Origin of the sequence: Massilia sp. ZL223 (assembly GCF_018119395.1) — a bacterium.
Lineage (GTDB): Bacteria > Pseudomonadota > Gammaproteobacteria > Burkholderiales > Burkholderiaceae_D > Telluria.
This window is the reverse complement of sequence record NZ_JAGPWD010000013.1, coordinates 1-26,185: the sequence shown is the minus strand read 5'-3', so window position 1 is coordinate 26,185 and position 26,185 is coordinate 1. Positions and strand designations below refer to the sequence as shown.

General features: G+C 64.9%; 21 protein-coding genes. 10 read left to right on the top strand and 11 right to left on the bottom strand.

Annotation, left to right across the window (positions count from 1 at the left end; translation table 11 throughout):
* Positions 1–78: 78 nt before the first annotated feature.
* A complete protein-coding gene (locus KBW95_RS10560) occupies positions 79–3,042 on the bottom strand; it encodes a hypothetical protein (RefSeq protein WP_229429674.1) in 2,964 nt (987 codons plus the stop codon).
* Positions 3,043–3,700: 658 nt separating this feature from the next.
* Here KBW95_RS10560 and KBW95_RS10555 point away from each other — a divergent pair.
* Together KBW95_RS10555 and KBW95_RS10550 are read left to right on the top strand one after the other, a co-directional pair.
* Complete coding sequence (locus tag KBW95_RS10555; protein WP_211526051.1) at positions 3,701–5,317, top strand: NAD(P)/FAD-dependent oxidoreductase; 1,617 nt, start codon at positions 3,701–3,703, stop codon at positions 5,315–5,317.
* Between the two features lie 59 nt (positions 5,318–5,376).
* Positions 5,377–6,180, top strand: coding sequence for an EamA family transporter (locus KBW95_RS10550; RefSeq protein ID WP_211528247.1), 804 nt, complete (start codon positions 5,377–5,379; stop codon positions 6,178–6,180).
* A gap of 163 nt (positions 6,181–6,343) precedes the next feature.
* Here the strand turns inward: KBW95_RS10550 and corA are convergent, their stop codons facing one another.
* From corA to glnA, 5 genes are all read right to left on the bottom strand, one after another.
* Positions 6,344–7,315 carry a magnesium/cobalt transporter CorA gene (corA, locus tag KBW95_RS10545; RefSeq protein ID WP_211526050.1) on the bottom strand — a complete coding sequence of 324 codons (972 nt, stop codon included), beginning with the start codon at positions 7,313–7,315 and terminating at the stop codon, positions 6,344–6,346.
* A 78-nt stretch (positions 7,316–7,393) separates the two neighbouring features.
* Positions 7,394–8,887: a nitrogen regulation protein NR(I) gene (gene ntrC, locus KBW95_RS10540; protein WP_211526049.1), complete on the bottom strand. Its 1,494-nt coding sequence runs from the start codon at positions 8,885–8,887 to the stop codon at positions 7,394–7,396.
* 64 nt (positions 8,888–8,951) lie between these two features.
* Positions 8,952–10,025: a nitrogen regulation protein NR(II) gene (glnL, locus tag KBW95_RS10535; protein WP_211526048.1), complete on the bottom strand. Its 1,074-nt coding sequence runs from the start codon at positions 10,023–10,025 to the stop codon at positions 8,952–8,954.
* Positions 10,022–10,525, bottom strand: coding sequence for a DUF4124 domain-containing protein (locus tag KBW95_RS10530; RefSeq protein ID WP_229429673.1), 504 nt, complete (start codon positions 10,523–10,525; stop codon positions 10,022–10,024). Before KBW95_RS10530 ends, glnL begins: the two co-directional genes overlap by 4 nt.
* 165 nt (positions 10,526–10,690) lie before the next feature.
* Complete coding sequence (glnA, locus tag KBW95_RS10525) at positions 10,691–12,106, bottom strand: type I glutamate--ammonia ligase (protein WP_211526046.1); 1,416 nt, start codon at positions 12,104–12,106, stop codon at positions 10,691–10,693.
* Between the two features lie 295 nt (positions 12,107–12,401).
* Between glnA and KBW95_RS10520 the strand changes: the two genes are divergently transcribed.
* Entirely contained in the window at positions 12,402–12,857 is a 456-nt protein-coding gene (locus KBW95_RS10520) for a rhodanese-like domain-containing protein (RefSeq protein WP_211526045.1), read from the top strand.
* Between the two features lie 122 nt (positions 12,858–12,979).
* Here KBW95_RS10520 and KBW95_RS10515 read toward each other — a convergent pair whose 3' ends face one another.
* The 4 genes from KBW95_RS10515 to KBW95_RS10500 all read right to left on the bottom strand — a co-directional run bounded on the left by KBW95_RS10515 (position 12,980) and on the right by KBW95_RS10500 (position 19,711).
* Complete coding sequence (locus KBW95_RS10515) at positions 12,980–14,317, bottom strand: TAXI family TRAP transporter solute-binding subunit (protein WP_211528213.1); 1,338 nt, start codon at positions 14,315–14,317, stop codon at positions 12,980–12,982.
* A gap of 32 nt (positions 14,318–14,349) precedes the next feature.
* Complete coding sequence (locus KBW95_RS10510) at positions 14,350–17,622, bottom strand: transglycosylase domain-containing protein (protein ID WP_373888784.1); 3,273 nt, start codon at positions 17,620–17,622, stop codon at positions 14,350–14,352.
* Between the two features lie 353 nt (positions 17,623–17,975).
* Positions 17,976–18,773 (bottom strand): molybdopterin-binding protein, encoded by a 798-nt coding sequence (locus KBW95_RS10505; protein ID WP_211528246.1) that lies wholly within the window; start codon positions 18,771–18,773, stop codon positions 17,976–17,978.
* 122 nt (positions 18,774–18,895) lie between these two features.
* Positions 18,896–19,711 (bottom strand): EI24 domain-containing protein, encoded by an 816-nt coding sequence (locus KBW95_RS10500; RefSeq protein ID WP_211526623.1) that lies wholly within the window; start codon positions 19,709–19,711, stop codon positions 18,896–18,898.
* Positions 19,712–19,873: 162 nt separating this feature from the next.
* On the opposite strand from KBW95_RS10500, the gene KBW95_RS10495 reads away from it, so the two are divergent.
* The gene (locus tag KBW95_RS10495; RefSeq protein WP_211526622.1) at positions 19,874–20,230 is read left to right on the top strand and encodes an FKBP-type peptidyl-prolyl cis-trans isomerase; all 357 of its coding nucleotides are present in this window, start codon (positions 19,874–19,876) and stop codon (positions 20,228–20,230) included.
* 154 nt (positions 20,231–20,384) lie between these two features.
* Positions 20,385–20,639 (top strand): acyl-CoA-binding protein, encoded by a 255-nt coding sequence (locus tag KBW95_RS10490; protein ID WP_211528211.1) that lies wholly within the window; start codon positions 20,385–20,387, stop codon positions 20,637–20,639.
* Between the two features lie 37 nt (positions 20,640–20,676).
* On the opposite strand, the gene KBW95_RS10485 is transcribed toward KBW95_RS10490, so the two are convergent.
* Positions 20,677–20,958, bottom strand: coding sequence for a polyhydroxyalkanoic acid system family protein (locus KBW95_RS10485; RefSeq protein WP_211528210.1), 282 nt, complete (start codon positions 20,956–20,958; stop codon positions 20,677–20,679).
* Positions 20,959–21,138: 180 nt separating this feature from the next.
* Between KBW95_RS10485 and KBW95_RS10480 the strand changes: the two genes are divergently transcribed.
* The 5 genes from KBW95_RS10480 (at position 21,139) to KBW95_RS10460 (ending at position 26,062) form a co-directional block, all read left to right on the top strand.
* A complete protein-coding gene (locus KBW95_RS10480) occupies positions 21,139–22,434 on the top strand; it encodes a hypothetical protein (RefSeq protein WP_229429672.1) in 1,296 nt (431 codons plus the stop codon).
* Positions 22,431–22,706: a protealysin inhibitor emfourin gene (locus KBW95_RS10475; RefSeq protein ID WP_211528209.1), complete on the top strand. Its 276-nt coding sequence runs from the start codon at positions 22,431–22,433 to the stop codon at positions 22,704–22,706. Before KBW95_RS10480 ends, KBW95_RS10475 begins: the two co-directional genes overlap by 4 nt.
* Positions 22,707–22,950: 244 nt before the next feature.
* The gene (gene fdxA / locus KBW95_RS10470; RefSeq protein WP_211519300.1) at positions 22,951–23,274 is read left to right on the top strand and encodes a ferredoxin FdxA; all 324 of its coding nucleotides are present in this window, start codon (positions 22,951–22,953) and stop codon (positions 23,272–23,274) included.
* Between the two features lie 108 nt (positions 23,275–23,382).
* Positions 23,383–24,480 carry an NAD(P)/FAD-dependent oxidoreductase gene (locus KBW95_RS10465; protein WP_229429671.1) on the top strand — a complete coding sequence of 366 codons (1,098 nt, stop codon included), beginning with the start codon at positions 23,383–23,385 and terminating at the stop codon, positions 24,478–24,480.
* A gap of 346 nt (positions 24,481–24,826) precedes the next feature.
* Positions 24,827–26,062, top strand: coding sequence for a polyhydroxyalkanoate depolymerase (locus KBW95_RS10460; protein ID WP_211528208.1), 1,236 nt, complete (start codon positions 24,827–24,829; stop codon positions 26,060–26,062).
* The last annotated feature ends 123 nt before the right edge of the window (positions 26,063–26,185 follow it).

Genomic DNA, 26,185 nt, shown 5'->3' with positions numbered 1-26,185 from the left:
CTTACGACAACGCCAATAAAAAAAGCCGCCCGAAGGCGGCTTTGCGGAATGGCGGCCCGAAGGCCGCGTCAACCGTGATTAGAACTTACGATCGTACATCACCGACAGACGTGCCGAACGCGGTGCGGTCAGCGACAGCGGGGTCTGGTACAGGCTGCTGATACGGGTACCGTTGTTGTACGCTTCGGTCACGTTCTGGACGGTCTGGCTGTTGAACAGGTTGAACACGTCCACGCGGAACTGCAGACCCTTCGCCCACATCGGCTTGTACGCCACGTTCACGTCATAGCGGTGATCCCATGGCAGGTTGCCAACGGTGCCGCGCGGCGTGAGGACGTTCTGCGAACGGCTTGCGCCACCGCAGTAGAAGGTCTGGTTGCTGTAGTTCGGCGAATCGCCCGGGTTAGCCGCGCTGCCGATGCAGCTGCGCGGACGGCCCGATGCGATCAGCATGTTACCGCCGACCACGATTTCCTTGGTGACTTCGAAGAAGCCGAATGCCTTCACCTGGTGCTTGCGGTGGTTAGGCAGGTAGCCGTACGCGCCTTCCATCAGCTCCGGGTAGTCCCAGGTCGAGGTCACGGCGACGTCAGCCTGGCCGTTGTCCGAACGGACCTGGCCCTCGGTGTTGCCCTTGTTGCGCGACCAGGTGTAGCTCACCTTGCCGTACCAGCCGTTGCGGAACGGGTGCTCGGCGAACAGGTCGACCGCAGCGTAGGTACGCTTCGGCTTGTCGAAGCCCTGCTCTTCCGCGCTCAGGAAGACCTTGGTCAGGCGGGCCGGATCGCCAGCGAAGTCCACCATGAAGGTATTGTCCTGACCCGGGTTGAAGGTCTGGCAAGTGTTACCCCACAGCGGGTTGGTGATGGCGATGCCGTTGGCTTCAGCGTAACGCTCGAACGGACGCACGTCGCAGAAGTCGTCGATGGTCGACTTCAGCTTACGGTAGGTTGCCTTGGCGCCGAAGTTCAGCTGCGGCGAGAAGGCCTTCTCGAAGCCGACGGTCAGCTCGTCCTGGTAAGCCGGATCCATGTCCAGGGCCGCCAGGGTGGCGACCACCTTGTCCTGGCCGTACTCGTTGTTGTTCGACAGCGGCTCGCTCAGCTGCACCAGGCCGGTCGGTGCGCCGTTGGCGTCCGTGCCGCTATAGGTGAAGTACTGGGCGGTGAAGGTCGAACGGCCAGCGCCACGCACCGAGATGTGGGTCGGGATCGGCACCGAGTAACGGCCCGCGGTCGCGAACACCTTCATGCTCGAATCGCCGTTCACGTCCCACGATGCTGCGATACGCGGGTTGATCTGGTTCTTCATCTCCAGGAAGGTGGTCTTGGTATCGTTCTGGTTCTTGAACGATTCGCTACGCACGCCCAGGGTCACCATCAGGTTGTTGGTGACCTGGTACTTGTCTTCCAGGTAGAACGCGCTCTGCTCGCCGTACGAGTCGGTCACGGTCGAGAACAGGTCGCGGGTCACGTAGTAACCCTGGGTACCGTAGCCGCCGCCGGTTGCCGGCGCCGGGATCTCCACGCCTGCCGGGCCGTCCAGCGCCTCGTTCGGGGTGTCGGTACGGAAGTAGGTCCAGATGCCGCCACCGGCGCGGAATTCACCGGCGCGCAGCGATTCGATCTTCGACTGGTCCAGACCGGCGCGCAGGGTGTGGGCGCCCAGACGGTATTCGATGTCGAAGCGGCCCGACTTGACGATGTCCATCGAGCCAGGAGCCAGCACGGTGCCCGAGATCGCCTGCGGGTTGTTGTAGTTCAGGCCAGGAACGCGGTCCGACGGGGTCGACGAGATCTGGAACAGGTCCGGCTGGTAGCCCGGGAAGATGTTCTCGTGGGTCGACTTGGTGCGGCCGTACAGGGCGGTCACGGTCAGGTCGTCGGTCAGGTTACCAACGTACTTCAGCATGTTGGTCTTGCCGCCGTTGTTGTCGACGTTGATGCGGGTCGCGGTCGAGGTGACGGTGCCGGTGCGGGTGCGGGTCGCGTAGTTGAAGCCGCTGTCCTGGTTGGTCACTTCCGGGGTGTCGCCCAGGGTGGTGAACTCGAGGCGGTGGTTGTCGGTGATGTTGAAGTCCACCTTGGCCATGTAGCGCTCGATCTTGGTGTTGCGATCGCGCCAGCCGTTGCGGTCGTTCGAGGTGCCGACGCGGAAGCCGTTGACCAGGCCTTCGTCGGTGTCGGTCTTTTCAGCCGCTGCGAAGAAGAACAGCTTGTCCTTGATGATCGGACCGCCGACATAGGCGCCGTAGACCTTGCGGTCCAGGGTGTTTTCCTGGCGCGCCAGGCGCAGGGTGCCGTCGGTGCCCGAGTTGTACGATGCGCCGGTGCGCGCATAGTAGATGTCGTGCGGCTTGGCGCGCCACGACTTCGGCTCGACGGTCACGATGCCGCCGGCTTCCCAGGTGTTGGTACCGCTCTTGGTGATGATGTTGACCACGCCACCGATCGAACGGCCGAACTCGGCGCCGAAGCCGCCGGTCAGGACCTGTGCTTCAGCGATCGCGCCGAACGGCAGCTGGGATGCGCCCAGGCCGGTCAGCGGGTTCACGACCGGGAAACCGTTGATGTAGTACGAGTTTTCGGATGCTGCACCACCGCCGAACGAGGCGCCGCCGGCGAAGCGCGAGTCGGCGCGGGTGGTGTTCGGGGCCAGCTGGATGATTGCCTCGACGTTGCGGCCGATCGGCAGGGCTGCCAGCTGCTTGGCGCTGAAGGTTGCGCCGCTGTTGGTACTGGTCACGTCGATCGTGGTACGGGTGCCGGTGACCTGGACGGTCTGCACGTTAGCCGACGGGAAGATCGCTTCCGAGTTCTGGCCGATGCTGGTCTCGACTTGGGTGGTGGCGATGACATTGCCGTCACGCACTTGCGAAACACGGTAGGAACCGGTCGGCAGCGAGCTCGCGGTGAAGCGGCCCTGTGCGTCCGGGGTCAGCGTACGACGCAGGCCGGTTTCGACGTTTTCCACGATCACCTGGACCTTGGCGCCCGGGGCGACGGTGCCGTAGACGGTACCGGTAGCGTTGGACTGTGCCATTGCCGGTGCCATCACGCCGACGCCGATGACGGCGCCGCCGAAGGCCAGGCTCAAAGCGTGAACTAGTACTGTTTTTTTCAACATGTGATTTCCTGTTCTTGGGGCCGGCTGCTGTAGCAACCGGCCAATGGTGGTCATATTTGAATCACTTGACTCCACGATTCGCCGCTCCCGGTGTAACGGGCTCTCCTCTGCGGCAAAAACGTTCATTCTCTCGAAAGGCTGACAATCGATACGAACTCACATATGAGAGCATGCCAAAAATTGCTCCGTCAATAAAAATTAGAAAAATATGCAGGCATACAACACTTTCAGTTTAAAAATATTTAAAATGGATGTTTTTGGTGCGGCGCAGCACCGTTTTCGCTGGGGAGCGCACCGCAATGGTGCGCAACAAGACGACTGTACGGAGCGGAATTATTTTACGGAAATTCAATCGTAAATTTGCAACAGAACGATAAATGCCGAATATTGTTCCGATTTAGTTTTGTAGTGGAAACATTTTGCCTTTTAGTTAGGCAAAGAATGGCTATTCCGGAAAACTAGGGAATGTGTATGTATTTATTCTCTCATGATACATACAGAGCCTGGAAGACGTGCAAACGGTAAAATAGAACCTTTGTCCGCTCACCTGTTGCCTCACTAGCAACCGTTCTCCATGCTCCGAATTAACGAACTCAAGCTTCCCCTGAACCATCCGGAACCCGCCCTGCGCGCCGCCATCCTGGCCCGCCTCGGCGTCGCGGATGCCGACCTGACCGATTTCACGGTCTTCAAGCGCAGCTACGACGCCCGCAAGAAATCGGCCATCGTCCTGATCTATTCCATCGACGCCGAGGTGCGCAACGAGGCCGCCGTGCTGGCGCGCCTGGTCAAGGACCAGCACGTCATGCCCTCGCCCGACACCGGCTACAAGTTCGTCGAGGCCGCCAGGCCGGCACCCGGCACCCCGCGTCCGGTCGTGATCGGCATGGGACCCTGCGGCATGTTCGTGGCCCTGATCCTGGCGCAGATGGGACTGAACCCGATCGTGCTGGAGCGCGGCAAGATCGTGCGCGAGCGCACCGTCGACACCTTCGGCTTCTGGCGCAAGCGCAAGCTCAACACCGAGTCGAACGTGCAGTTCGGCGAAGGCGGCGCCGGCACCTTCTCGGACGGCAAGCTGTACAGCCAGATCAAGGATCCGAAGCACTACGGCCGCAAGGTCCTGACCGAGTTCGTCAAGGCCGGCGCGCCGGAAGAGATCATGTATGTCAGCAAGCCGCACATCGGCACCTTCCGCCTGGTGAAGATGGTCGAGCAGATCCGCGCCGAGATTCAATCCCTGGGCGGCGAGATCCGCTTCGAGTCGCGCGTCGAGGACGTCATGATCTCGGAAGAAAACGGCGTGCGCCAGGTCCAGGGCGTGCGCCTGGCCAGCGGCGAGGAGATCCCGACCCGCCACCTGACCATCGCCATCGGCCACAGCGCGCGCGACACCTTCGAGATGCTGTACGAGCGCGGCGTCTACATCGAGGCCAAGCCCTTCTCGATCGGCTTCCGGGTCGAGCACCCGCAGTCCCTGATCGACGTCTGCCGCTTCGGCCCGAACGCCGGCAACAAGCTGCTCGGCGCGGCCGACTACAAGATCGTGCACCACGCCTCGAATGGCCGCTCCGTGTACAGCTTCTGCATGTGCCCGGGCGGCACCGTGGTCGCCGCCTCGAGCGAGGAAGGCCGCGTGGTCACCAACGGCATGAGCCAGTATTCGCGCGCCGAGCGCAACGCCAACAGCGCTATCGTGGTCGGCATCACGCCCGAGGACTATCCGGGCCACCCGCTGGCCGGCATCGCCTTCCAGCGCGAGCTGGAGTCGCGCGCCTACGTGCTGGGCGGCAGCAACTACGACGCGCCGGGCCAGCTGATGGGCGACTTCGTGCGCGGCGTGCCTTCGACCGAATTCGGCTCGGTGACGCCTTCCTTCAGGCCGGCCGTGCACCTGACCGACCTGGCGCCTTCGCTGCCGGACTACGCCATCCTCGCGCTGCGCGAAGCCTTCGTCGCCTTCGACAAGCAGATCAAGGGCTATTACAAGGAAGACGCGGTGCTGACCGGCGTCGAAACCCGCACTTCCTCGCCGATCCGCATCAAGCGCAACGACAGCGACCTGCAAAGCCTGAACACGCGCGGCCTGTTCCCGGCGGGCGAAGGCGCGGGCTACGCGGGCGGCATCATGTCGGCCGCGGTGGACGGCATCCGGGTGGCCGAAGCGGTCGCCCTGGCGATGGCCGGCTGAACCGCTTCGTGCGTGGTGGAGTGAGGGCCTTCGGGCCCGGCCTGGCGATCCTGGGATCGATGGTGTCGGTGAACGCCGGCGCCGCCTGGGCCAAGCAGCTGTTCCCCGTGGTCGGCAGCGCCGGCATGACGGCCCTGCGCGTGGGCCTGGCCGCCCTCATGCTGCTGCTGGCCGTGCGCCCCTGGCGCAGCCTGCCCAGCCGCGAGGACGCGCGCAACCTGCTGGTCTACGGCGTGATGCTGGGCCTCATGAACCTCCTGATCTACGGCGCATTCGCGCGCATCCCGATCGGCATCGCGGTGGCGATCGAAGTCACCGGGCCGCTCGCGGTCGTGATCCTGTCCTCGCGCCGCGCGCGCGACTTCGCCTGGGTGGCCTGCGCCGCCCTCGGCCTGGGCCTGCTGCTGCCCCTGCAGACGGACAGCGTGGCGCTCGATCCGCTGGGCGTGGCCTGTGCGCTGGGCGCGGCCTTCTGCTGGGCGATGTACATCGTGTACGGCAAGCGCGTGTCGTCCCTGCGCGGCGCCGACGCGGTGGCCTGGGGCATGCTGGCGGCCAGCGTGTTCGCGGTGCCGGTGGGCGTGGCGCAGGCGGGCGCCCTGCTCTTCACGCCGGCGATGCTGGGCGGCGGGCTGCTGGTGGCGCTGCTGTCGTCGGCGATTCCCTATACGCTGGAAATGATGGCGCTGGCGCGGCTGCCGCGGCGGGTGTTCGGGATCCTGGTGTCGGCCGGCCCCGCGCTGGCGGCGCTGGCCGGGTACCTGATGCTGGGTGAAAGCTTGACGGGGATGCAGTGGGCGGCGATTTGCCTGGTGATCTTTGCATCGGCGGGGGCGGCGGCGACGGCGCGGGGCAGCGAGTAGCTCCGTAAACGCTTGCACGTCGTTCCGGCGAAGGCCGGAACCCAAGTTTGCACGCATATCGCTATCGTTTGAAGTCGGCGGCCGCGCTTCGAACTTGGGTTCCGGCCTTCGCCGGAAGTCGTAGCTGCCAGTGGCAGGTACGACGTACTGAGGCAGCAGGCCGCTAGATCCAGCCGGCTTTCTTGAACCGCCAGTACAAATACCCGCACACCGCCACCATCGTCCCCAGCGCGAACGGATACCCCCACTTCCACTTCAGCTCCGGCATGAACTCGAAGTTCATCCCCCACACTCCGGCGAATGCGGTGAACACCGCGAAGATCGCCGCATAGGACGCCAGCTTCTTGCTGATGTCGTTCTCTTCGATCGCCACCATCGACAAGGTCACCTGGATCGCGGTGTTGATGGTGTCGCGCACCGCATCCAGCCTGCCGGCGATGCGGACCAGGTGGTCGTGCACGTCGCGGAAGTAGTCCTGGGTCTCGATCACCACGCTCGGCACGCGCCCGCCGTACAGTCGGCCGACCGCGTCCATCAGCGGCACCACGGCGTGGCGCAGCAGCTGGGCCTTGCGCTTGAGCTCGTACAGGCGTTCGACATTGGCGCGCTGCTGCTTGCCCTGCTGGCCGAAGATGTGGTCCTCGATCGATTCGAGCTCGGATTCGAGCATGTCGACCACCGGGAAATAACGGTCCACCACGGCGTCGACCAGCGCGTACAGCACGAAGCCGGCGCCCTTGCGCAGCTGGTGCGGCTCGCGCTCGGCGCGGGCGCGCACGCCGAGGAAGCCCTGGCTGGAATCGCGCCGCACCGACAGCACGTAGTTCGGCCCCGCGAACACGGCCAGCTGGCCGACGCACAGCTCGTCCTTGTGCATTTCGACGATGTGCGCGACCACGAAGATGCTCTCGCCGTATTCCTCCAGCTTGGGCCGCTGGTGGCCGCGCGCGGCGTCTTCGATGGCCAGCTCGTGCAGGCTGAACTCGTCCTGCATGGCGGCGATCTCGGCTTCGGTGGGATCGCGCAGCGCGACCCAGACGAAGGCGTCGGGTTGTTTCAGGTATTCGCTGATGTCCTCGACCGGGACATCGGACAGCTTCTTGCCTTCCTGGTAGGCGACACAGTTGATCAGCATGAGTGAAGTGACATGACGGGCCGACGAAGGCCGATGCATGAGCTTACACCATCGCCCCTGCCCTGCCCGTCATTTTCCTCACTCGTCGCGTGCGCCGTCGATCCCCAGCTCGCCGATCTTGCGCGTGATCGTGTTGCGGCCGATCCCGAGCCGCATCGCGGCGTCGTTCTTGCGCCCGTGGGTGTGCTTGAGGGCGGTGCGGATCAGGGCCGACTCGAACTGGCGCCCGAGCACGTCCATCACGTCCATCTGGCCGGCGCTCAGCATGCCGGCAGCCTGCAGCTCCAGCAATCCCACCCAGCCTTCCGGCGACAGCGGCAGCGCCTGGACATCGCCTCCCTGCATGGCGGGCGCCACCGCGGGCTGGGACGCGCCCAGCGTGCCTTCCGACAGCGGCACGGCCTGCTGCTGGCCCTGGCCGCCCTGGGTCAGGTCGCGCGGCAGGTCCTTGACCTCGACCGTCTGGCCCGGGGCCATCACGGTGATCCAGTTGCACAGGTTTTCCAGCTGGCGCACGTTACCCGGCAACTCCAGCCCTGCCAGGTAGCGCGTCGCCTGCTCGCTCAGGCGCTTCGGTTCGACGCCCAATTGTCGTGCACTCTGCACCAGGAAGTGGCGCGCCAAAATGGGGATGTCGTCGCGCCGCTCGCGTAGGGACGGCAGGCGCAGGCGGATCACGTTGAGGCGGTGATACAGGTCTTCGCGGAACAGGCCGTCGCGCACGCGCTGCTCCAGGTTCTGGTGGGTGGCCGCGATCACGCGCACATTGGCCTTGACCGGCTGGTGGCCGCCGACGCGGTAGAAGTGGCCGTCGGACAGCACGCGCAGCAGGCGCGTCTGCAGGTCGAAGGGCATGTCGCCGATCTCGTCCAGGAACAGGGTGCCGCCCTCGGCCTGTTCGAAGCGGCCGCGCCGCATCGCCTGGGCGCCGGTGAAGGCGCCGCGCTCGTGGCCGAACAGTTCGGATTCCAGCAGGTCCTTCGGGATCGCCGCCGTGTTCAGGGCGATGAAGGGATCGTGGGCGCGCGGGCTGTGCTTGTGCAGGGCTCGCGCCACCAGTTCCTTGCCGGTGCCGGACTCACCCGTGATCAGGACCGTCACGTTCGACTGCGACAGGCGGCCGATGGCGCGGAAGACTTCCTGCATGGCGGGCGCATGGCCCAGGATCTCGGGCGTTTCGGCGGGCGCCGCCTCAACGCTGGCCTCGCGCAGGCTCTCTTCCAGCGCGCGCCGGATCAGGGCCACCGCCTTGTCGATGTCGAAAGGCTTCGCGAGATAATCGAAGGCGCCGCCCTGGAAGGAAGCGACCGCGGAATCGAGGTCGGAAAACGCCGTGATGATGATGACCGGCAGGCCGGGATGGCGCGCCTTGACCGCCTGCAGCAGGTCGATGCCGGACTCGCCGGGCATGCGGATGTCCGATACCAGCACCTGCGGCGCATCAAGCTCGAAAGCGGCCAGGGCGTCGCGCGCGTTGGCGAAGCTGCGGGTCTCCAGGCTTTCGCGCGCCAGGGCTTTTTCCAGCACCCAGCGGATCGATGCATCGTCGTCGACAATCCAGATTGGTTTCATGTATTCGTGTTTCCCGCAACATGGCTTCAATGGAGGACTGCTTCTTCCCTCCCCTGCGTCCAGCTTATGGCAGCGGCAGCAGGATGCGGAAATCCGTCAGTCCAGGCCGGCTTTCGCACTCGATCACCCCCAGGTGCTGCTGCACGAAGGTTTGCGCCAAGGTGAGCCCAAGGCCGCTGCCGCCTTCGCGTCCCGATACGAGCGGATAGAAGATGCGGTCGCGGATCTCCGGCGCGATGCCCGGTCCATTGTCGATGATATGCAAATCTAGTGCCAGCCCATAACGGACCTTGGCCAGGGTGACCTGGCGCGCCACCCTGGTGCGCAGCACGATCTCGGCATCGCCCTGGGCGATACGCCCGGCCAGGGCCTGGGCGGCGTTGTGGGCGATGTTCAGGACCACCTGGATCAGCTGCTCCATGTCGCCACGGAACTCGGGAATCGAGGCGTCGTAGTCGCGCCTTATGGTGAGCCCGTGCGGGAACTCGGCCAGAATCAGGCTGCGCACGCGCTCGCAGACTTCGTGGATGTTGACGTCGCCCACGATATGGGGTTTCCGATGCGGCGCCAGCAGGCGGTCGACCAGGGTCTGCAGGCGGTCGGCTTCCTTGATGATGACTTGCGTGTATTCCTGCAGGTCCGCCAGGTGGTGCGGCGGGAGCTCGAGCTCGAGCAGCTGGGCCGCGCCGCGGATGCCGCCGAGCGGATTCTTGATTTCGTGGGCCAGGTTGCGGATCAGTTCCTTGTTGGCCTGGCTCTGGTCGAGGATGCGCTCTTCGCGGTCGAGCTTGAGCTGCTGGACGTTCTCGCGCAGCTCGATCAGCAGTTCGCCGTCGCCGAGTGCGCTGACGATGCTGTTGACCTGCAGGGGCTCGCGCCCCGCGCGTTGCAGGCTCAGGTCCTGGCGCAGATCGGCGTACTGGTGGGCCAGCGCCTGGGCGCACAAGGCGCTCAGTTCGGCGCCGTTGGTGAAGAGTTCCGGCAGCTTGTAGCGCTGCAGCGACTTGAGCGAGAGTTCAAGGAGGTTTTCCGCCGCCGGGTTGGCGTAGCGGACCTGGCCGGCGCCGTCGGTCAGCAGCACGGCCGAGGCCAGCAAGTCCAAACCTGCGAAGCGGACAGCGTCCTCGCGCGCGCTCATCGCAGGTTCGCGATCTCGCGCCGCAGCGCCTCGACGTTGCGTTCGCTGCGGTTGATGTCGTCGCGCATGCCGGACACGCGCTCCTGGTATTTCGCGTAATTGCGCTCGTTGCCTTGGCGCTCCGGCTCGCCGTTATTGAATTCGCGCTTCAGGTCGGCCAATTTCTTTTCCTCGGAACGCAGTTCGTCATGCAGGATCTCGCGGCGGTCGTTGTCGCGTTCACGCTGCTGGGCGCTGTCGACGCGCGGGAAGGCGGCCGGGCTCACTGCGGCGGCAGGCGGCGGGCTGCTCGGGCGCACCGCTGGAATCGGCGCGGACGCACGCGGCGCCGCCGGCGGCAGGTAGCCGAGGTCGAGCGGCTTGCAGCCGCGCCGGCTGCTGTCGGTGAACTCGACACGGCCTTCGGCGTCGACGCATTTATAGACGGGAGTCTGGGCGGCGGCGGTGTTGCTGAGTACGATGCCGGCGGCCAGTGCAAGGGTAGCGCGGGTGAATGTCATTCTCATCAGAAACAAATTTGCACAATAAACGTGCACACATTTTAGTTCACCCGGACTATACCCGATCCCGAAAACAGCACGGGGAAAGCCATGGCTTTCCCCGTTTTTGTTACACGGCCTTACAGCTTACGTTGCCAGGCCGCAACACTTCGCTTGCCAGCCTGATTACGACGAGTAGTACATGTCGAATTCGGCCGGGTGCGGGGTCATGCGCATGCGCTGCACTTCCTGCATCTTCAGGTCGAGGTAGGCGTCGATCATGCTGTCGCTGAACACGCCGCCACGGGTCAGGAACTCGCGGTCCTTGTTCAGGGCGTCCAGCGCTTCTTCCAGCGAGGCGCACACGGTCGGGATCAGCTTGTCTTCTTCCGGCGGCAGGTGGTACAGGTCCTTGGTCGCGGCTTCGCCCGGGTGGATCTTGTTCTGGATGCCGTCCAGGCCGGCCATCAGCAGCGCGGCGAAGCACAGGTAGACGTTGGCCAGCGGGTCCGGGAAGCGCACTTCGATGCGGCGGCCTTTCGGGTTCGCCACGTGCGGGATGCGGATCGATGCCGAACGGTTCTTGGCCGAATAGGCCAGCTTGACCGGGGCTTCGTAGCCCGGCACCAGGCGCTTGTACGAGTTGGTGCCCGGGTTGGTGATCGCGTTCAGGGCCTTGGCGTGCTTGATGATGCCGCCGATGTAGTACAGGGCGGTTTCCGACAGGCCGGCATAGCCGTCGCCTGCGAACAGGTTCTTGCCGTCCTTCCAGATCGACTGGTGCACGTGCATGCCCGAACCGTTGTCGCCAGCCATCGGCTTCGGCATGAAGGTCGCGGTCTTGCCGTAGCTGTGGGCCACGTTCCAGATCACGTACTTCAGGTTCTGGGTCCAGTCGGCGCGCTCGACCAGGGTCGAGAAGCGGGTGCCGAGTTCGTTCTGGCCGGCGCCGGCCACTTCGTGGTGGTGCACTTCGACCGGGATGCCCATCGATTCGAGGATCAGCGACATTTCCGAACGCATGTCCTGGAAGCTGTCGACCGGCGGGACCGGGAAGTAGCCGCCCTTGACGGTCGGACGGTGGCCGCTGTTGCCGCCTTCGATTTCCTTGTCGGTCGACCAGGAGGCTTCATCCGAGTCGATCTTGACAAAGCAGCCCGACATGTCGATGCGCCAGCGGACCGAGTCGAAGATGAAGAATTCCGGCTCCGGGCCGAAGTAGGCGGTGTCGCCGATGCCCGAGGATTTCAGGTAGGCTTCGGCGCGCTTGGCGATCGAGCGCGGGTCGCGGTCGTAACCCTTGCCGTCCGACGGTTCGATCACGTCGCACTGCATGAACAGGGTGGTCTCTTCCATGAACGGGTCGAGGTTGGCGGTGTTCGGGTCCGGCATCAGGAGCATGTCCGACGCTTCGATACCTTTCCAGCCGGCGATCGACGAACCGTCGAAAGCGTGGCCCGATTCAAACTTGTCCAGGTCAAAGTGCGACACGGGCACGGTCACGTGCTGCTCTTTGCCGCGGGTATCGGCGAAGCGAAAATCAACGAACTTGACTTCGTTGTCCTTAACCATCTGCATTACGTCTGCGGCGGTCTTTGCCATTCGGAATCTCCTAGTTGAAAAGGGTGTGTCGCGCATTAATGCGAACCGACAACATACGTCTTCTTAAAGCAGGAACCATGCCAAGCTTGAAGCATGAGCAAATGCATAATTCGTTCTTTGGAAACGGGCGAGTTTACCCATAAAATCGCCCTATACGGATGCACGGCCGTCCGATTCAGTCCCGGCCTACGCGCACCACTTTGGTGCAATCCATGCAAAATGCACCACGGCAGCGCAGCATACACTGATCCAGGATGGTGCATCGCGCTTTTATGCTCGAAAACGGACATACGAAATGACTCCCGAACAAATTCTCGAGGCCGCGCGCCAGCGCGCCGCAGGCCAGCCCTATGCGGGCGCGGTGACCCCGGACGAGGCTTTCGCCCTGCTCCAGGCCGATCCGAATGTGAAACTGGTGGATGTGCGCACCAATGCCGAACGCGACTGGGTCGGCCGGGTGGCGATTCCCGACGCCCAGCATGCGGCGGTGCAGTGGGCCACCTATCCCGGCGGGGTGCCGAATCCGGAGTTCGGTGCGCAGCTGGAGAAGGTGGCGCGCAAGGATGAGGTGCTGCTGTTCCTGTGCCGCTCGGGGGTGCGCTCGCGGCATAGCGCGCGGGTGGCGACCGAACATGGATTCGCGCAGTCGTATGACATTCTCGAAGGTTTTGAGGGGGACAAGGATGCGGAGGGGCACCGCAAGACCATCGGGGGGTGGTGTAAAGCTGGTCTGCCGTGGATCGGAGCGTAAGAACGGTGATGTTTGCCGAGAACTTGGGTCCCGGCCTGCGCCGGGACGACGATTCCAATGCTAGTGGCAAGCCCACAGACCGTCATTCCGGCGAAGGCCGGGACCCAAGTTTGCGTAAAGATCTACTCCGTCACCGTCCCCGCCATGATCCGCTGACGGACGATGTTGATATGGCTCCTCAGCCCATATAAAGCATCCGCAAACGCCAGCGGGATCGAAATGTGATTCACCCGTTCCTCGATATCGTCCAGCCGGTGCAGCAGATCCTGCCTGACGACCTCGCGCTCCTCGCCCTGCGCCCTTTCCATCGCCTGCTCCACCGCCCTCAGCTCGCCATACCAGCGGTAAACGCGGGAGCGCACCCGCCACACGTACAGCGGCGGCACGATCTTCGATAAGGGAATGAGCAAGGCCGCCAGCGCCACCGCGATCACGCCCAGCCGGTCGAGCAGGTTGGCCAGCCAGAAGCTCATATAGCGCTGCAGGAAAGGCGGCCCGTCGCGGTAATAGCGCGCCGCCTCGCCCGCCACCGGGATCTCGGTGTACTTCGGCGAGGGGAACTGCCCCTGCTGCTGGAACCACCCCGCCCCGCCGTGGATGGCGTAGGCCGCCTTCACGAACAGCCCCACCAGCGCCGGATGCAGCTCCTCGCGCGCCACCAAAGTAGCGGTCGGCGCGATCAGGTGATAGTCCTGGGCGGGAATATTGCGCCCCAGGTCGACGATCCCGCGCGGCAGCACCACATGGGTCAGGAAAGGCAGGCGCCGCGTATACGCCTCGGCCTGGGAAAAATCGAACAGCCGGATGCCCGGCGTCTGCAGCAGCATCTGGATCAGCGGCGCTTCCGGCGCCGAGCTGAACACGAGGCCGTCGATGCGCCCTTCCAGCAGTTCCACCGTGGCGGGCGTGTTGGCCAGGGTGCCGATGCGCAGGTCCGCGGGCTCGACGCCGTTGGCCGCCAGCACTTGCCGGAACAGGCGCGGCACGCCGGTGCCGGCCGGGCCGAGGTTGATGCGCTTGCCCTTCAGGTCGGTCAGCTTGGCGACCTTGGCTTCGGCCCGCAGGAACAGCCAGACCGGCTCGGTGAACAGGCTGCCGAGCGAGACCAGCCCGTGGCGCGCGGCCTGGCCGTCGTCGGTCGAGCCGCTCTGCACGAAGGCGATGTCGGCCTTGCCCGCGATGAGGCGTTCGAGGTTTTCCTGGGAGCCCAGCGAAGGCTGGAGTTCGACCGTGATCTCGTCGCGCGCGAGGATCCGGGCGTACTGCTTGCCGAACTCCTCATAGGCGCTGTTCTCTTGCCCGGTGGCCAGCACCAGCCGGCGCGGCGGGGCCGGATCGACCCACCAGTAGGCCAGTGCGACGGCGGCGATCACGATCAGGATGGTGGGACCGGAGGCCACCAGCAGGTCGCGCAGCGACACGATGCTGAAGCTGCGCACCTTCAAGACCGCGCGGCGCATTGCGCCGCGCTTTTTTTCCTCGGCTTGCCCGCTCAACGGACGCACGGAGGCCGTGCCGCCACCACCCGGGCCACAGGAACCGGCGCTGGAGCCGGGGCCGGCAGGCCGGTCACCGGATCAATCACGGCCGGCGGCGCAGGCGGGGCCGGTGGCACCAGGCCAGGCACCGTGGTCAGCTGCGCAGCGCCCGGGGTCGGCTCGATCATCGGCATCAGGCTCGGCGCCAGGGTCGTCAGCAACTGCACCGGCAAGGCGCTGGTGAAGTCGTAGTCGCCCGATTGCGGGCCATGCACATAGGCGGTCATGCTGCCGAAGAAGCGCTCGCCGATGTTGAATACGAAGGTCGCCGACCGGTTCACGAAGCGCGACTCGATCACGCGGCCGCCACGCGCATACACCTCGAAGCGCTGGTCGCCGGTACCGGTCTTGCCGCCCACCGCGATCACGCTGCCGTCGGACTGCACGAAGGCGGTCTTGACGCGCTTGGCGGTGCCTTCCCGGACCACGCCCTGGATCGCATCCGCGACCTCGCGCGCCACCTCGGGAGCCAGCACCTGTTCCTTGCCGCCGCCCTTGTTGCGCTTGACCAGGGTCTCGTAAGGCGTGTCCTTGGCGAAGTGCAGCGAGTCGATGCGCTCCACCGGCTTCCTCACGCCGCCGTTGACGATGATGCCCATCAGCTCGGCCAGCGCGGCCGGACGGTCGGCCGAGGCGCCCAGGGTGGTCGCATAGGACGGCACCAGCGATTCGAACGGATAGCCCATCTTCTTCCACTGGGCGTGGATCTTGAGGAAGGCTTCCACTTCGAGCAGGCCGGCGATGCGCTTGTCCTGGGCATGCTTGCGGTGGGTCTTGAACAGCCACGAGTACACTTCCTGGCGTTCCTTGACGCTGGCATTGGTCACTTCGGTCCAGCCGGCCTTCGGATGGGTGCGCAGGTAGCTCACCAGCCACAGTTCGAGCGGGTGGACCGAGGCCACGTAGCCGCGGTCGGCCAGCGACATGTTCTTCGGATCGTACATCTCGTACATCTTCGGAATGCGGTCCGGATCCATGTCGTTGCTCGACGGCAGAGACTTGTCGATGAACTCGGCGAACTGTTCCAGGGTCGCGTTCGGCGCCACGGTGCGGTGCGCGGCGGCCAGCTTGGACGCCATCGGACGCACGCCCGAGAACAGCATGGTCTCGATCTCGGCCGGGGTCTTGCCCTTGTACTTGTTCCAGAACTTGGCCAGGAAGTCCTTGCCCTCGCGGTCGGCAAAGCGCGCCAGGTATTCGGCGCGGCGCGGATCGTCGGCGTCGGCCAGCAGCTGGGCCGAGGAGCCCGGCAGCTGGAACATGTAGTAGCGCACCACGTCGCGCATCATGCGTACGAACACCAGGTTGGTCGACTGGCGCAGCGCTTCGTGCACCGTCATGATCTTGCTGTTGTCCAGCTTGCTGAAGTTGCCGAAGGTGTGCAGGCCGCCGCCGGTGAAGAAGGCTTCGCCCGGGTTGGCGGAATACTTGCGCTCCATCGCGGCCTTGAGCATCGGGGTCAGGCCGCGGTCGGCGTTCTCCGGCAAGCTGCGGAAGTACTCGATCGCCCACTGCGACATGCGGTCCTTCGGATCGACGTTCACGCCCATCAGGCCGATCTTGTCCATCGGCTCGTAGCGCTTGTGCAGCTGGTCGACGATGTCGAGATAGGTGACCAGGGTGCGCAGCTTGGCCGTCGAACCGAGGTCGAGCTTGGCGCCTTCGTTGATGTCGAGCGGCTGGTCGTAGTTGTCGGTCTGCACGCGCAGGTAGTTGACGTGCTCGCCCCGCTCCATCAGGGTGAAGCTGTACACCACCTTGGCCGGGTCGCCGTTGCCGAGCAGGCCCTTGCCGGTCAGGCCGGCTTCCTGGGCGTGGCCCGGGTCGGTCAGCTTGCGCAGCGCCGCGGTCACGGCCTGCTGCACTTCCGCATCCAGGGTCGAGACCACCGACAGGTCGAGGCGGTCGATGTTGTACAGGCGCGAGTCGCCGATCAGGTAGCCGAGGTGGTTGCGCACCGCGTTGGCGGCCTTGCGCGACACGAAGGCGTCGGCCGGCGGCGGCGCCACGCCCGAGCCCTGGGCCGGGTGCAGCTGCGCCTTGAGCGCGGCGTCGCGCAGCTGCGGCGAGATCACGCCGGCCTGGGCCAGCACGCGCAGGTGGCTGTTGGTGAGGGTTTCGAGGTCGTTCTCGCCCGCGCCCAGGTAATAGGCCGGACGGCGCTGGGCGATCATCAGCGACAGCGCTTCCTTATACGCCAGCACCGCTTCGGGGCTGGTCATCGGCCCTTTCAGCATCTGGGTGACCTGGTTGAAATCGCGGCCGTACCAGACCCACATGCCGTCGCCGATGCCGTTCACTTCGCCGTAGCCGAGCTTGGCCGACAGCGGCACCGTGTTCAGGTAGTCGAGCACGATGCGGCGGCGCGCCTGGGTGGTGTCTTCACCGTCCTGGTAGGCGCGCAGGGTGGCCGAGGCCATCTGGATCAGCTTGTCGGAGAGCGAGCTGGTGCGGCCTTCCGGCGAGTGGCGGTACTTCTCGATCTGGGTGGCCAGGGTCGAGCCGCCGGCCACGCGGCCTTCGCCGCCCAGGCCGACGCTGGACAGCGATTTGTCGAACACGGCCTTCGAGAAACGGTCCCATTCGACCGCCGGGTTGCGGCTCGGGTGCTTCGCGTCGAGCAGCTCGCGGTTCTCGATGAACAGCAGGCTCTGCACCAGCAGCGAGGGCGCCTCATCGAACTTGTGGTAATAGCGCTCCGGGAAGCGCGAGGTGAACAGCGGCTGGCTGCGGCAGTCGAGGATCTCGAGGCCGACCTTGGTCTTCTCGTGGAAAGTGGCGTACAGGCCGCGGTCGGCGAACTCGACCATCTTGGGCGACATGCGCGCCTGGGCCGCGACCGAGTACTCGCGCGCCTGCAGCTTGTCGATGTACTGCGGCAGGCTGGCGTAGCCGAGACGCGTGTCGTAGGGGCTGGCGGCCGGGAAGCGGATCGCGTTGCTCGGGCCTTTTTCGACGCGCCAGTTCAGGTCCTCGGCCATCTCGGCGAAGATCTTGGCCTGCAGGCGCGAGGTTTTCATCTCGAGCGCGGCCCAGGCGGCCAGCAGGGCCGCCAGCAGGGCCGAACCGAAGAACAGCCAGAGCTTCCAGCGGCGCTTGCGCGGCTTGGGCTCGGGCGCATCGGAACCACCGCCGCCTGGCGCGCCGCCGAGGTGGGGATAGGCTTCGTAGAGGGGAACATCGTTGCCTCCCGCGGAGGCGAGCGCCGGCGCTGGGGCCGCATGCACAGAAGGCGTCGCGGCAGCGGGGCGATCGCGCCACCTGCCGAATACATCGAATACAAAACTGGGCCGTCCGAAACGGCGAATACTTTCCATGATGATGGCTTAACTGGTCTGAATCGTTTTACGTGCAATCCCCGCCAACCTGCTCGCCATCTGCTACTGGTCTGTTCGAGTGATCGAGGTGGTCATTGGTTCGCATACAGCGGCCGATGCGATCTCACTCCAGATGGCACCGTCCGTAGGTAATATTCCACCACATCAATACGACACGCGCGAGACACGGTTTAACAATTTTGATGTGCGTGGAATATTTTCGCAAAAAAACAACGACTAGCTTAACTGCGCGACATGCCTATTTATAAAGGTCGATACTCTGCTTTTATCCGATCGAGCTCGGCGCACATCGCGGCATAGGCCGCCACCACCGATTCCGGCCTACCCTTCACTCCCAGTTCGATATGCCGGCGCGTCTGCGCATCGCCCACGCTCGGCAGGCTGAACACCCGTGCACCCTCGTGCTCGCGCTGCAGGCGCTCCATCAAGGGCGTGAGCGCGGCCTCCGCCTGTTCGTAGACCAGCAAGGCCCGTTCGGCATAGGCCTCGCGATGGAACAGGTGGGGGTAATGGGTATCGAGCACCCACGCGATCATGGGCCAGGCCATGACCGGGAAGCCGGGCACGAAGTGATGCGGCGCGCGGCCCTCCATGATCGAGAAGCCGGCGATGCGGTTGTAGGGATTCGGGATCAGCTGCGCGCCCTGCGGGAACTCGGCCATCTTGAGGCGCTGCAGGTTCTCCGGTGCGCTGAAGTCCGGCTCCCTGCCCGCTTCCAGCGCCGTCTCGCGGATACGCTCCTCGATGTGGCGCCGGCCCTCGGCGTGCAGCATCAGCGGCAGGCCCAGCGCCGCGCCCGCGCACTGGCGCGTGTGGTCGTCCGGCGTGGCCCCGATGCCGCCGCAGGAAAACACGATGTCCTGGCCCGCGAAGCTGCGCCGCAGGGTCTGCGTGAGGCGCACGGGGTCGTCGCCGACGAACTCGGCCCAGGACAGCTGCAAGCCGCGCTCGGCAAGCAGTTCGACCACCTTGGAAAAATGCTTGTCCTGGCGCTTGCCGGACAAAATCTCGTCGCCCACGACGATCAGGCCGAACCCCATGCGTCCCCCCGTTTTATGCTGAAGCTTGTTCAAGCCTCCAGTGTGCCACTACGGGAGAATCGCCGTTTGTGGCCGCCCATGCCATCAACGCGCGAACCCGTGCAGCCGTGCACACGCCGGGCTCAAACCGCCTGCGCCACCCCTTCCGCCCGCAACTCTTCAAGTGCCTCCAGGCAGTAATACTGAAACCATAGCCCCGCGAACAAAAAGATCATGATGTAGAGCCAGAGCGACAGCAGGGCCAGCAAGGGAAAGAGCACGATCGAGATCACGGCGCCGCCCATCCAGGCGATGCCGGGCAGCGCGCCGGCCAGGCCGGTGGCCAGGCCGATCGCCAGCAGCGGCATGCGGCGCGTGCGCATCAGGGCCTGGCGCTCGGCCGGGCTGGCGTGGGCCGCCAGTGCGTCGTAGCTCATCACGCGCGAGGTCACCCAGGCCCACAGGCTGGCCTGCACCAGCCAGGCCAGCGGCGGGATCGCGTACAGCGGCAGGGTGAACAGCCACAGGACGGCGAACATGGCCGAGCTGCCGAGGTTGATGGCGACACTGCCGACGAAGCTGCCGCCCTCCTTCTTTTCGAGCTTGGGATACTGGCGGTTGCCGACATGGCGCTCGATGGCCGGCATCGCGGCCACGCCCATGAACAGCAGGCTTGATGCGATCATCAGCGGCAGCAGCAGCGCGATCGCCAGCAGCGGCACCACGACCACCTTGAGCATGCCCAGGCCCAGGGTGGCCAGCACGTTGCCGCTGGTCTCGAAGGCGTCATACTCGGAGAACAGGCCATGCAGCCAGTCGAGCAGCGGCTGCAGCCCGAACCACAGCACCACGCCCCACAGCAGCAGCGACAGGACCAAAGGCGTGGCCGAGAGGAGAAGCATGCGGCCGGTGAACTGGGCGCGCAGCGCGCGGCGGTAGGCGGTGGCGACGCCCTTCATTGGCGGACTCCGGGGCGGGCGGCAAGCGGCATGCATCCTCCTTCTAGGTCGGTTGGCGGTATTGTCATTTTACGCACATCGCGGCCCTGCCCCGTGCCGTGCGTGACGCCTTGGCGCGCCATGGACTACAATCCCCGTTCAACTTGAACAACAAGGAATACCATGTCCACCATCACCACTGATTCCGGCCTGCAGTACGAAGACACCGTTGTCGGCGACGGCCCGGAAGCCAAGGCCGGCCAGTACGTCACCGTCCACTACACCGGCTGGCTGCGCAACGACGACGGCTCGACCGGCGCGAAGTTTGACTCGAGCAAGGACCGCAACGATCCGTTCCAGTTCGCCCTCGGCGCCGGCCACGTGATCCGCGGCTGGGACGAAGGCGTGCAGGGCATGAAGGTCGGCGGTTCGCGCCGCCTGACCATCCCGGCCAGCCTGGGCTACGGCGCGCGCGGCGCCGGCGGCGTGATCCCGCCGAACGCCACCCTGATCTTCGACGTCGACCTGCTCGCCGTCTGATCGGAAAGCACAAGGGACGCCGCGGCGTCCCTTGTCATTCGAGCTTCCCCTCTAAAATGCGGCCGTTTCCTCCGTCCGCGCCGAGCTCCTGCGCTAAGATGCCTGCCGCATTGCCCAGACGGCAAGCACATCAACCAACCACACAGGAGTTTCCATGAGCTTGCAGGAACAGTTCACCCAGGCCCAGCAGGATTCGAAGAATCTGCCGGAGCGTCCGGATAACATGACCTTGCTGAAGATTTACGCGCTGTTCAAGCAGGGTTCGGCAGGCGACGTGACCGGCGAGCGTCCGGGCATGACCGATTTCGTCAACCGCGCCAAGTACGACGCCTGGGCCGCCCTGAAGGGCACCGCGCAGGAAGACGCCCAGCAGCAGTACATCGACCTGATCGAAGAGCTGAAGGGCTGATCGGGCTGCGCCGCCTGCACGGCGGCGCATCGTTCCCTCAGGCGGGAGCGAACACTTTCCGCATTTTCTCCGTCACCTTGGCCTCGATGGCCGGCGCGAAGGCGCTCATCAGCATGCCCAGGCGGATGCGCAGCGACGCGTTCTGCCCTTCCAGCCGCAAGTCCCCATCCACGCCGCTGCGCTCGAAGCGCAGTACGTCGCCATCCCATTTGCAGGCCAGTCCAAACTCCGCCGCCAGGCGCTGCGCCACCTGTTCCGCCGCCGTGCGCGCCGCCGCCGGGCTCAGGCTGTGCTCCTGGACGATCTTCAATTCCGCCATCTGACGCTTTCCTTCCTAATCGATTGCAAGACAATCCGCAATGATGCCAGTTGGAAGCGGTCCATGCCAGAGTCCGCCACATTCCACGGCTTGGAGCGGCATCAATTGATGAGTGTCAATGCTTGAGCAGCGCAGCGCGCGACCATAAAAGCGCAGCCCGCGACATATCAAGGAGTTGACATGGAAGCACATGCCCTGCTGCCGGAAACGCCCGGCGAAGCCGATAATGAAGCCGGCTATGAAGCCGGCAACGAGAACCTCATCGAAGCGCCCGCCCTGCCCCAGGCCTTCGGCGCGCGCGTGCTGATGTGGAAGCAGGACCCTTCGGTGAGCGAGATCGGCACCCGCCGCGCTTACTTGCCCGAGGCGGTGCTGGCCGGCCCGCGCGACGCCCGCATCGCACCCGGCGAGCCCGGCATCGATCCGGTGCAGCCGAACGAGGCCGGCGACTTCGTCACCCAGCCCGACACGCCCCAGTTCGACGCCGTGCACACCTTCGCCGTGGTGCGGCAGACGCTCACCATGTACCAGCGCGCCCTGCTCGCGGCCGGCCTGAGCCTGCCCCTGCCCTGGCAATGGAACAGCGGCATGGACAGCAGCCCCTTGCGCATCTACCCGCACGGCCTGACCGACGTCATGAACGCCTTCTACAGCCGGGCCCAGGCCTGCCTCAAGTTCGGGCACTTCATTCCCGACGGCACCAACGAACCGGCCGATCGGGTCTACACCTGCCGCTCCTTCGACATCGTCGCCCACGAGACGGCCCATGCCGTGCTCGACGGGCTCAAGCCGCGCTGGCTGCTGGCCGACGCGCCGCCCCAGACCGGCGGGCTGCACGAATCCTTCGGCGACCTGAGCGCGATCTTCCTGGCCCTGTCCCAGCTCGACCAGTGCGAAGCCGTGGTGGCCCAGACCAAGGCGCAGCTGCACGACAAATCCTTCCTCGCCATCATCGCCGAGCAGTTCGGCGTGGCGATCGGCATGGGCGCCGGGCTGCGCAACGCCGACAACGACCTCAGGCTGAGCCAGGCCGGCACCCAGGTGCATGCGATCTCGCAGGTGTTCACCGGCGCCGTCTACGATGTGCTGGCCGACCTGTTCGCCTACGAACGCGATCCCGGGCGCGAGGACGACGCCGCCGTGCTGCACCGGGTTGCCGCCTACCTGGGCGGCGTGGTGCTGCGCGCCCTGATCGCCGCCCCGGACGATGCCGCCAGCTATGCCGACGTGGTCAACGAGATGCTGCGCATCGTGGGCGAAGATGGCCGCCCGGCCGCCTACGCCAACTTCATCCGCAACCAGTTCACCCGGCGCGAGGTGGTCGAGGCCGGCGCCGCCCTGGCCCAGGATTACCGGCCCGGCACCCGGCTCGCGCCCTGCGTCTGCGACGCGCCCGGCGCGCGCCAGGACCGCCACGCCTGCTGCGGGACCATGCAGCTGCCCGAATATCACCCGGACGGACAACGGACGCCATGAGGATCAGCGCACGCGCCTGCGGCGGCTTTGCCGGCCTGGCGGAATCCTACGAACTCGACACCGCCGCCCGGCCCGAGGGCGCGGCGCTCGAAGAGCTGCTGCGGCGGCTCGACTTCTTCCAGGCCGAGCCGCCCTGCCCGCTCGGGGCCGACATGCCGCGCTGGGAAATCACGGTCGAGGACGGACTGCGCTGCCACACGGTCTTCCTGCGCGAGGATGGCAGCGGCGGGGACTGGCAGCACCTGCTGGACGGGCTGCGCCGCAGCGCCTGACAGCGGGCGATCGGGCTGGCCGTGGATTGCGCGGCAAGGCTTCGGGACATATTAAAATTGCACGCTCGTGCAGGTTTTCGACGGCACAAGGGCCTTTTTCCCTTCATTTGCTTATGTGTATTGTGTATAAGGCTAATTTGTAGGAAAACCCGAATTGCCCTAAAATACAGTGCTTTGCATTGTCCCGCCGGCCCACTTTCCAAGCGCACGGCGACGCGACACCCCCACCATTGATAGGACTGTTATGACCCACGTTGTCACCGAATCGTGCATCCGTTGTCGCTATACCGACTGCGTCGATGTATGCCCGGTAGATTGTTTCCGGGAAGGCCCGAATTTCCTTGCCATCGACCCCGACGAGTGCATCGACTGCGCCGTTTGCGTGGCCGAGTGCCCGGTGAATGCGATCTATGCCGAAGAGGACGTGCCTGGCGATCAGCAGCAATTTATCAAGCTCAACGCGGACCTCGCGCGTTCCTGGCCGTCGATCACCAAGACCAAGCCGGCCCTGCCGGACGCGGAAGAGTGGAAGGACGTCAAGGACAAGCTGAGCCAGCTGGCTCGCTGACGCGTACGGCGCCCGGGTTCGCTTAGCGGACTGCGCCGCAGGGTGTCGCCACCGATGGCGGGAAGGCCCGCCATCGCCCAACCATCCAGAAAATCACAGGAAGTAAGCATGACTATCAGTGCCACCCACGAAGCGGGCAGCATCGCTCCCAACAGTTCGTTTGCCGGCGCCATCGAAGCCGACGCCGTGATCATCGGCGCCGGTCCGGTTGGCCTGTTCCAGGTCTTCGAACTCGGCCTGCTCGAAATCAAAGCCCACGTCATCGATTCGCTGCCGGCCGTCGGCGGCCAGTGCGTGGAACTGTACCCGGACAAGCCGATCTACGACATCCCGGCCGTGCCGGTATGCACCGGCCAGGAACTGACCGACAACCTGCTCAAGCAGATCGAGCCGTTCGAGCCGACCTTCCACCTGGGCCAGGAAGTGACCACCGTCCAGCGCCGTGAAGACAGCCGCTTCAACGTCGAGACCTCGACCGGCACCCGCTTCATCACCAAGACCATCTTCATCGCGGCCGGCGTCGGTTCGTTCCAGGCGCGCACCCTGAAGGTCGACGGCATCGAGAAGTTCGAAGCCGAGCAGCTGTTCTACCGCGTCAAGGATCCGGCTCTGTTCGAAGGCAAGAACCTGGTCATCTGCGGCGGCGGCGACTCCGCACTGGACTGGGCCCTGAACTTCGTCGGCAAGGCCGAGTCGGTCGTGCTGGTGCACCGCCGCGAGGACTTCCGCGCCGCGCCGGCCTCGGTCGCCAAGATGAAGGCCCTGTGCGACGAGTACGAGATGCAGCTGATCACCGGCCAGGTGACCGGCTTCGACGAAAAAGACGGCAAGCTGAGCGAAGTGAAGGTGACCGGCGCCGACGGCGTGACCCGCCGCGTGCCGCTGGACATGCTGCTGGTCTTCTTCGGCCTGTCGCCGAAGCTGGGCCCGATCGCCGAGTGGGGCCTGGACATCGAGCGCCGCCAGCTGAAGGTCATGGACACCGAGAAGTTCGAGACCAACGTGCCGGGCATCTTCGCCGTGGGCGACATCAACACCTACCCGGGCAAGAAGAAGCTGATCCTGTCGGGCTTCCACGAAGCCGCGCTGGCCGCCTTCGGCGCCGCGCCGTACATCTTCCCGGACAAGAAGATCCACATGCAGTACACGACCACGTCGCCGAAGCTGCACAAGATCCTGGGTGTCGAGACGCCGGTGTTCGACTAAGCGATCTCTTCAGGTATCGACACAATGCCGCCCTTCGGGGCGGCATTTTTTTTACCTGCTGCGGTGCGCAAGCAGACCAACAACGCTTCTTCCCCATAGTGACGAAGTAGCATCGCCCTCCCGTGTTCAGTAACGCCCCCGCGACAAACTCCCCGTTACAAGCACGGGTATATCCACTTATGTGGGAAGCCTCACCGAACCGCACTGCACAAATATGCTACAAGTGAACCATACGTAGCAGGGGTGTGAAAACGACTGTTTCCACAAGTAAATCAGTATCCCCTATAATTGATTGCAGCTACGCGCAAACGATTGCGGCGCGCACTGTCTACTGAAGGATTTACCTATGCTTTACCAACTGCACGAGATGCAACGCTCCTTCCTGACCCCGCTGATGCAGTGGGCCGATGCGTCCTCGAAACTATTTTCCAACCCCGTCTCGCCGTTCGCGCATACCCCTTTCGCCCAGCGTATCGCTGCTGGCTACGAGCTGATGTATCGCTTGGGGAAAGACTACGAAAAGCCGGCGTTCGGCATCCATTCCGTGAAGATCAAGGGAGAAGACGTCGGCATCATGGAGCGCACGGTCGTTGAAAAGCCGTTCTGCAAGCTCCTGCATTTCAAGAAAGACCTGGGCGACCAGGCCTTCGAGGCCCTGAACCAGCCCAAGGTGCTGGTGGTCGCTCCCCTGTCGGGCCACCACGCCACCCTGCTGCGCGACACCGTGCGCGCCCTGCTGGTCGACCACGACGTCTGCATCACCGACTGGACCGATGCGCGCATGGTGCCGCTGTCCGCCGGCCCCTTCCACCTGCACGACTACATCTACTACGTGCAGGACTTCATCCGCCTGCTCGGCCCGGACGTGCACGTGATCTCGGTGTGCCAGCCGACCGTGCCGGTGCTGGCCGCGATCTCGCTGATGGCGTCGAACAATGACCCCAAGCTGCCGAAGACCATGACCATGATGGGCGGCCCAATCGATCCGCGCAAGTCGCCGACCGCCGTCAACGACCTGGCGACCGAGAAGCCCTTCTCCTGGTTCGAGAACACCGTGATCTACTCGGTGCCGGGCAACTACCCGGGCTTCGGGCGCAAGGTGTATCCGGGCTTCCTGCAGCACGCCGGCTTCATCGCCATGAACCCGGGCCGCCACGCCCAGAGCCACCGCGAGTTCTACCAGCACCTGGTGCGCGGCGACGACGACTCGGCCGAGGCGCACCGCCAGTTCTACGACGAGTACAACGCGGTGCTGGACATGCCGGCCGAGTACTACCTCGAGACCATCAAGACCGTGTTCCAGGAACACCGCCTGCCCAAGGGCACCTGGGAAGTCGGCGGCCAGCTGGTCCGTCCGCAGGACATCAAGACCGTGGCCCTGATGACCGTGGAAGGCGAGCTGGACGATATCTCCGGCCTGGGCCAGACCAGCGCGGCGCATGAGCTGTGCAGCGGGATCCCGAAGGACAAGCATCTCAAGTTCGTCGCGCCGAAGTGCGGGCACTACGGCATTTTCTCGGGCCGCCGCTGGCGCGAGATTATTTGCCCGAAGATTACGGAGTTTATTCAGGCGAATCGCTGATGCGCTTCGGCGCAATGAAAATGCCGCGGAGGTCCGCGGCATTTTTTTGCGCTCGTGGTTTGCAACGAACTTGGGTCCCGGCCTTCGCCGGGACGACGGTCTCCGAGCTAGAGGTAGAGGAAA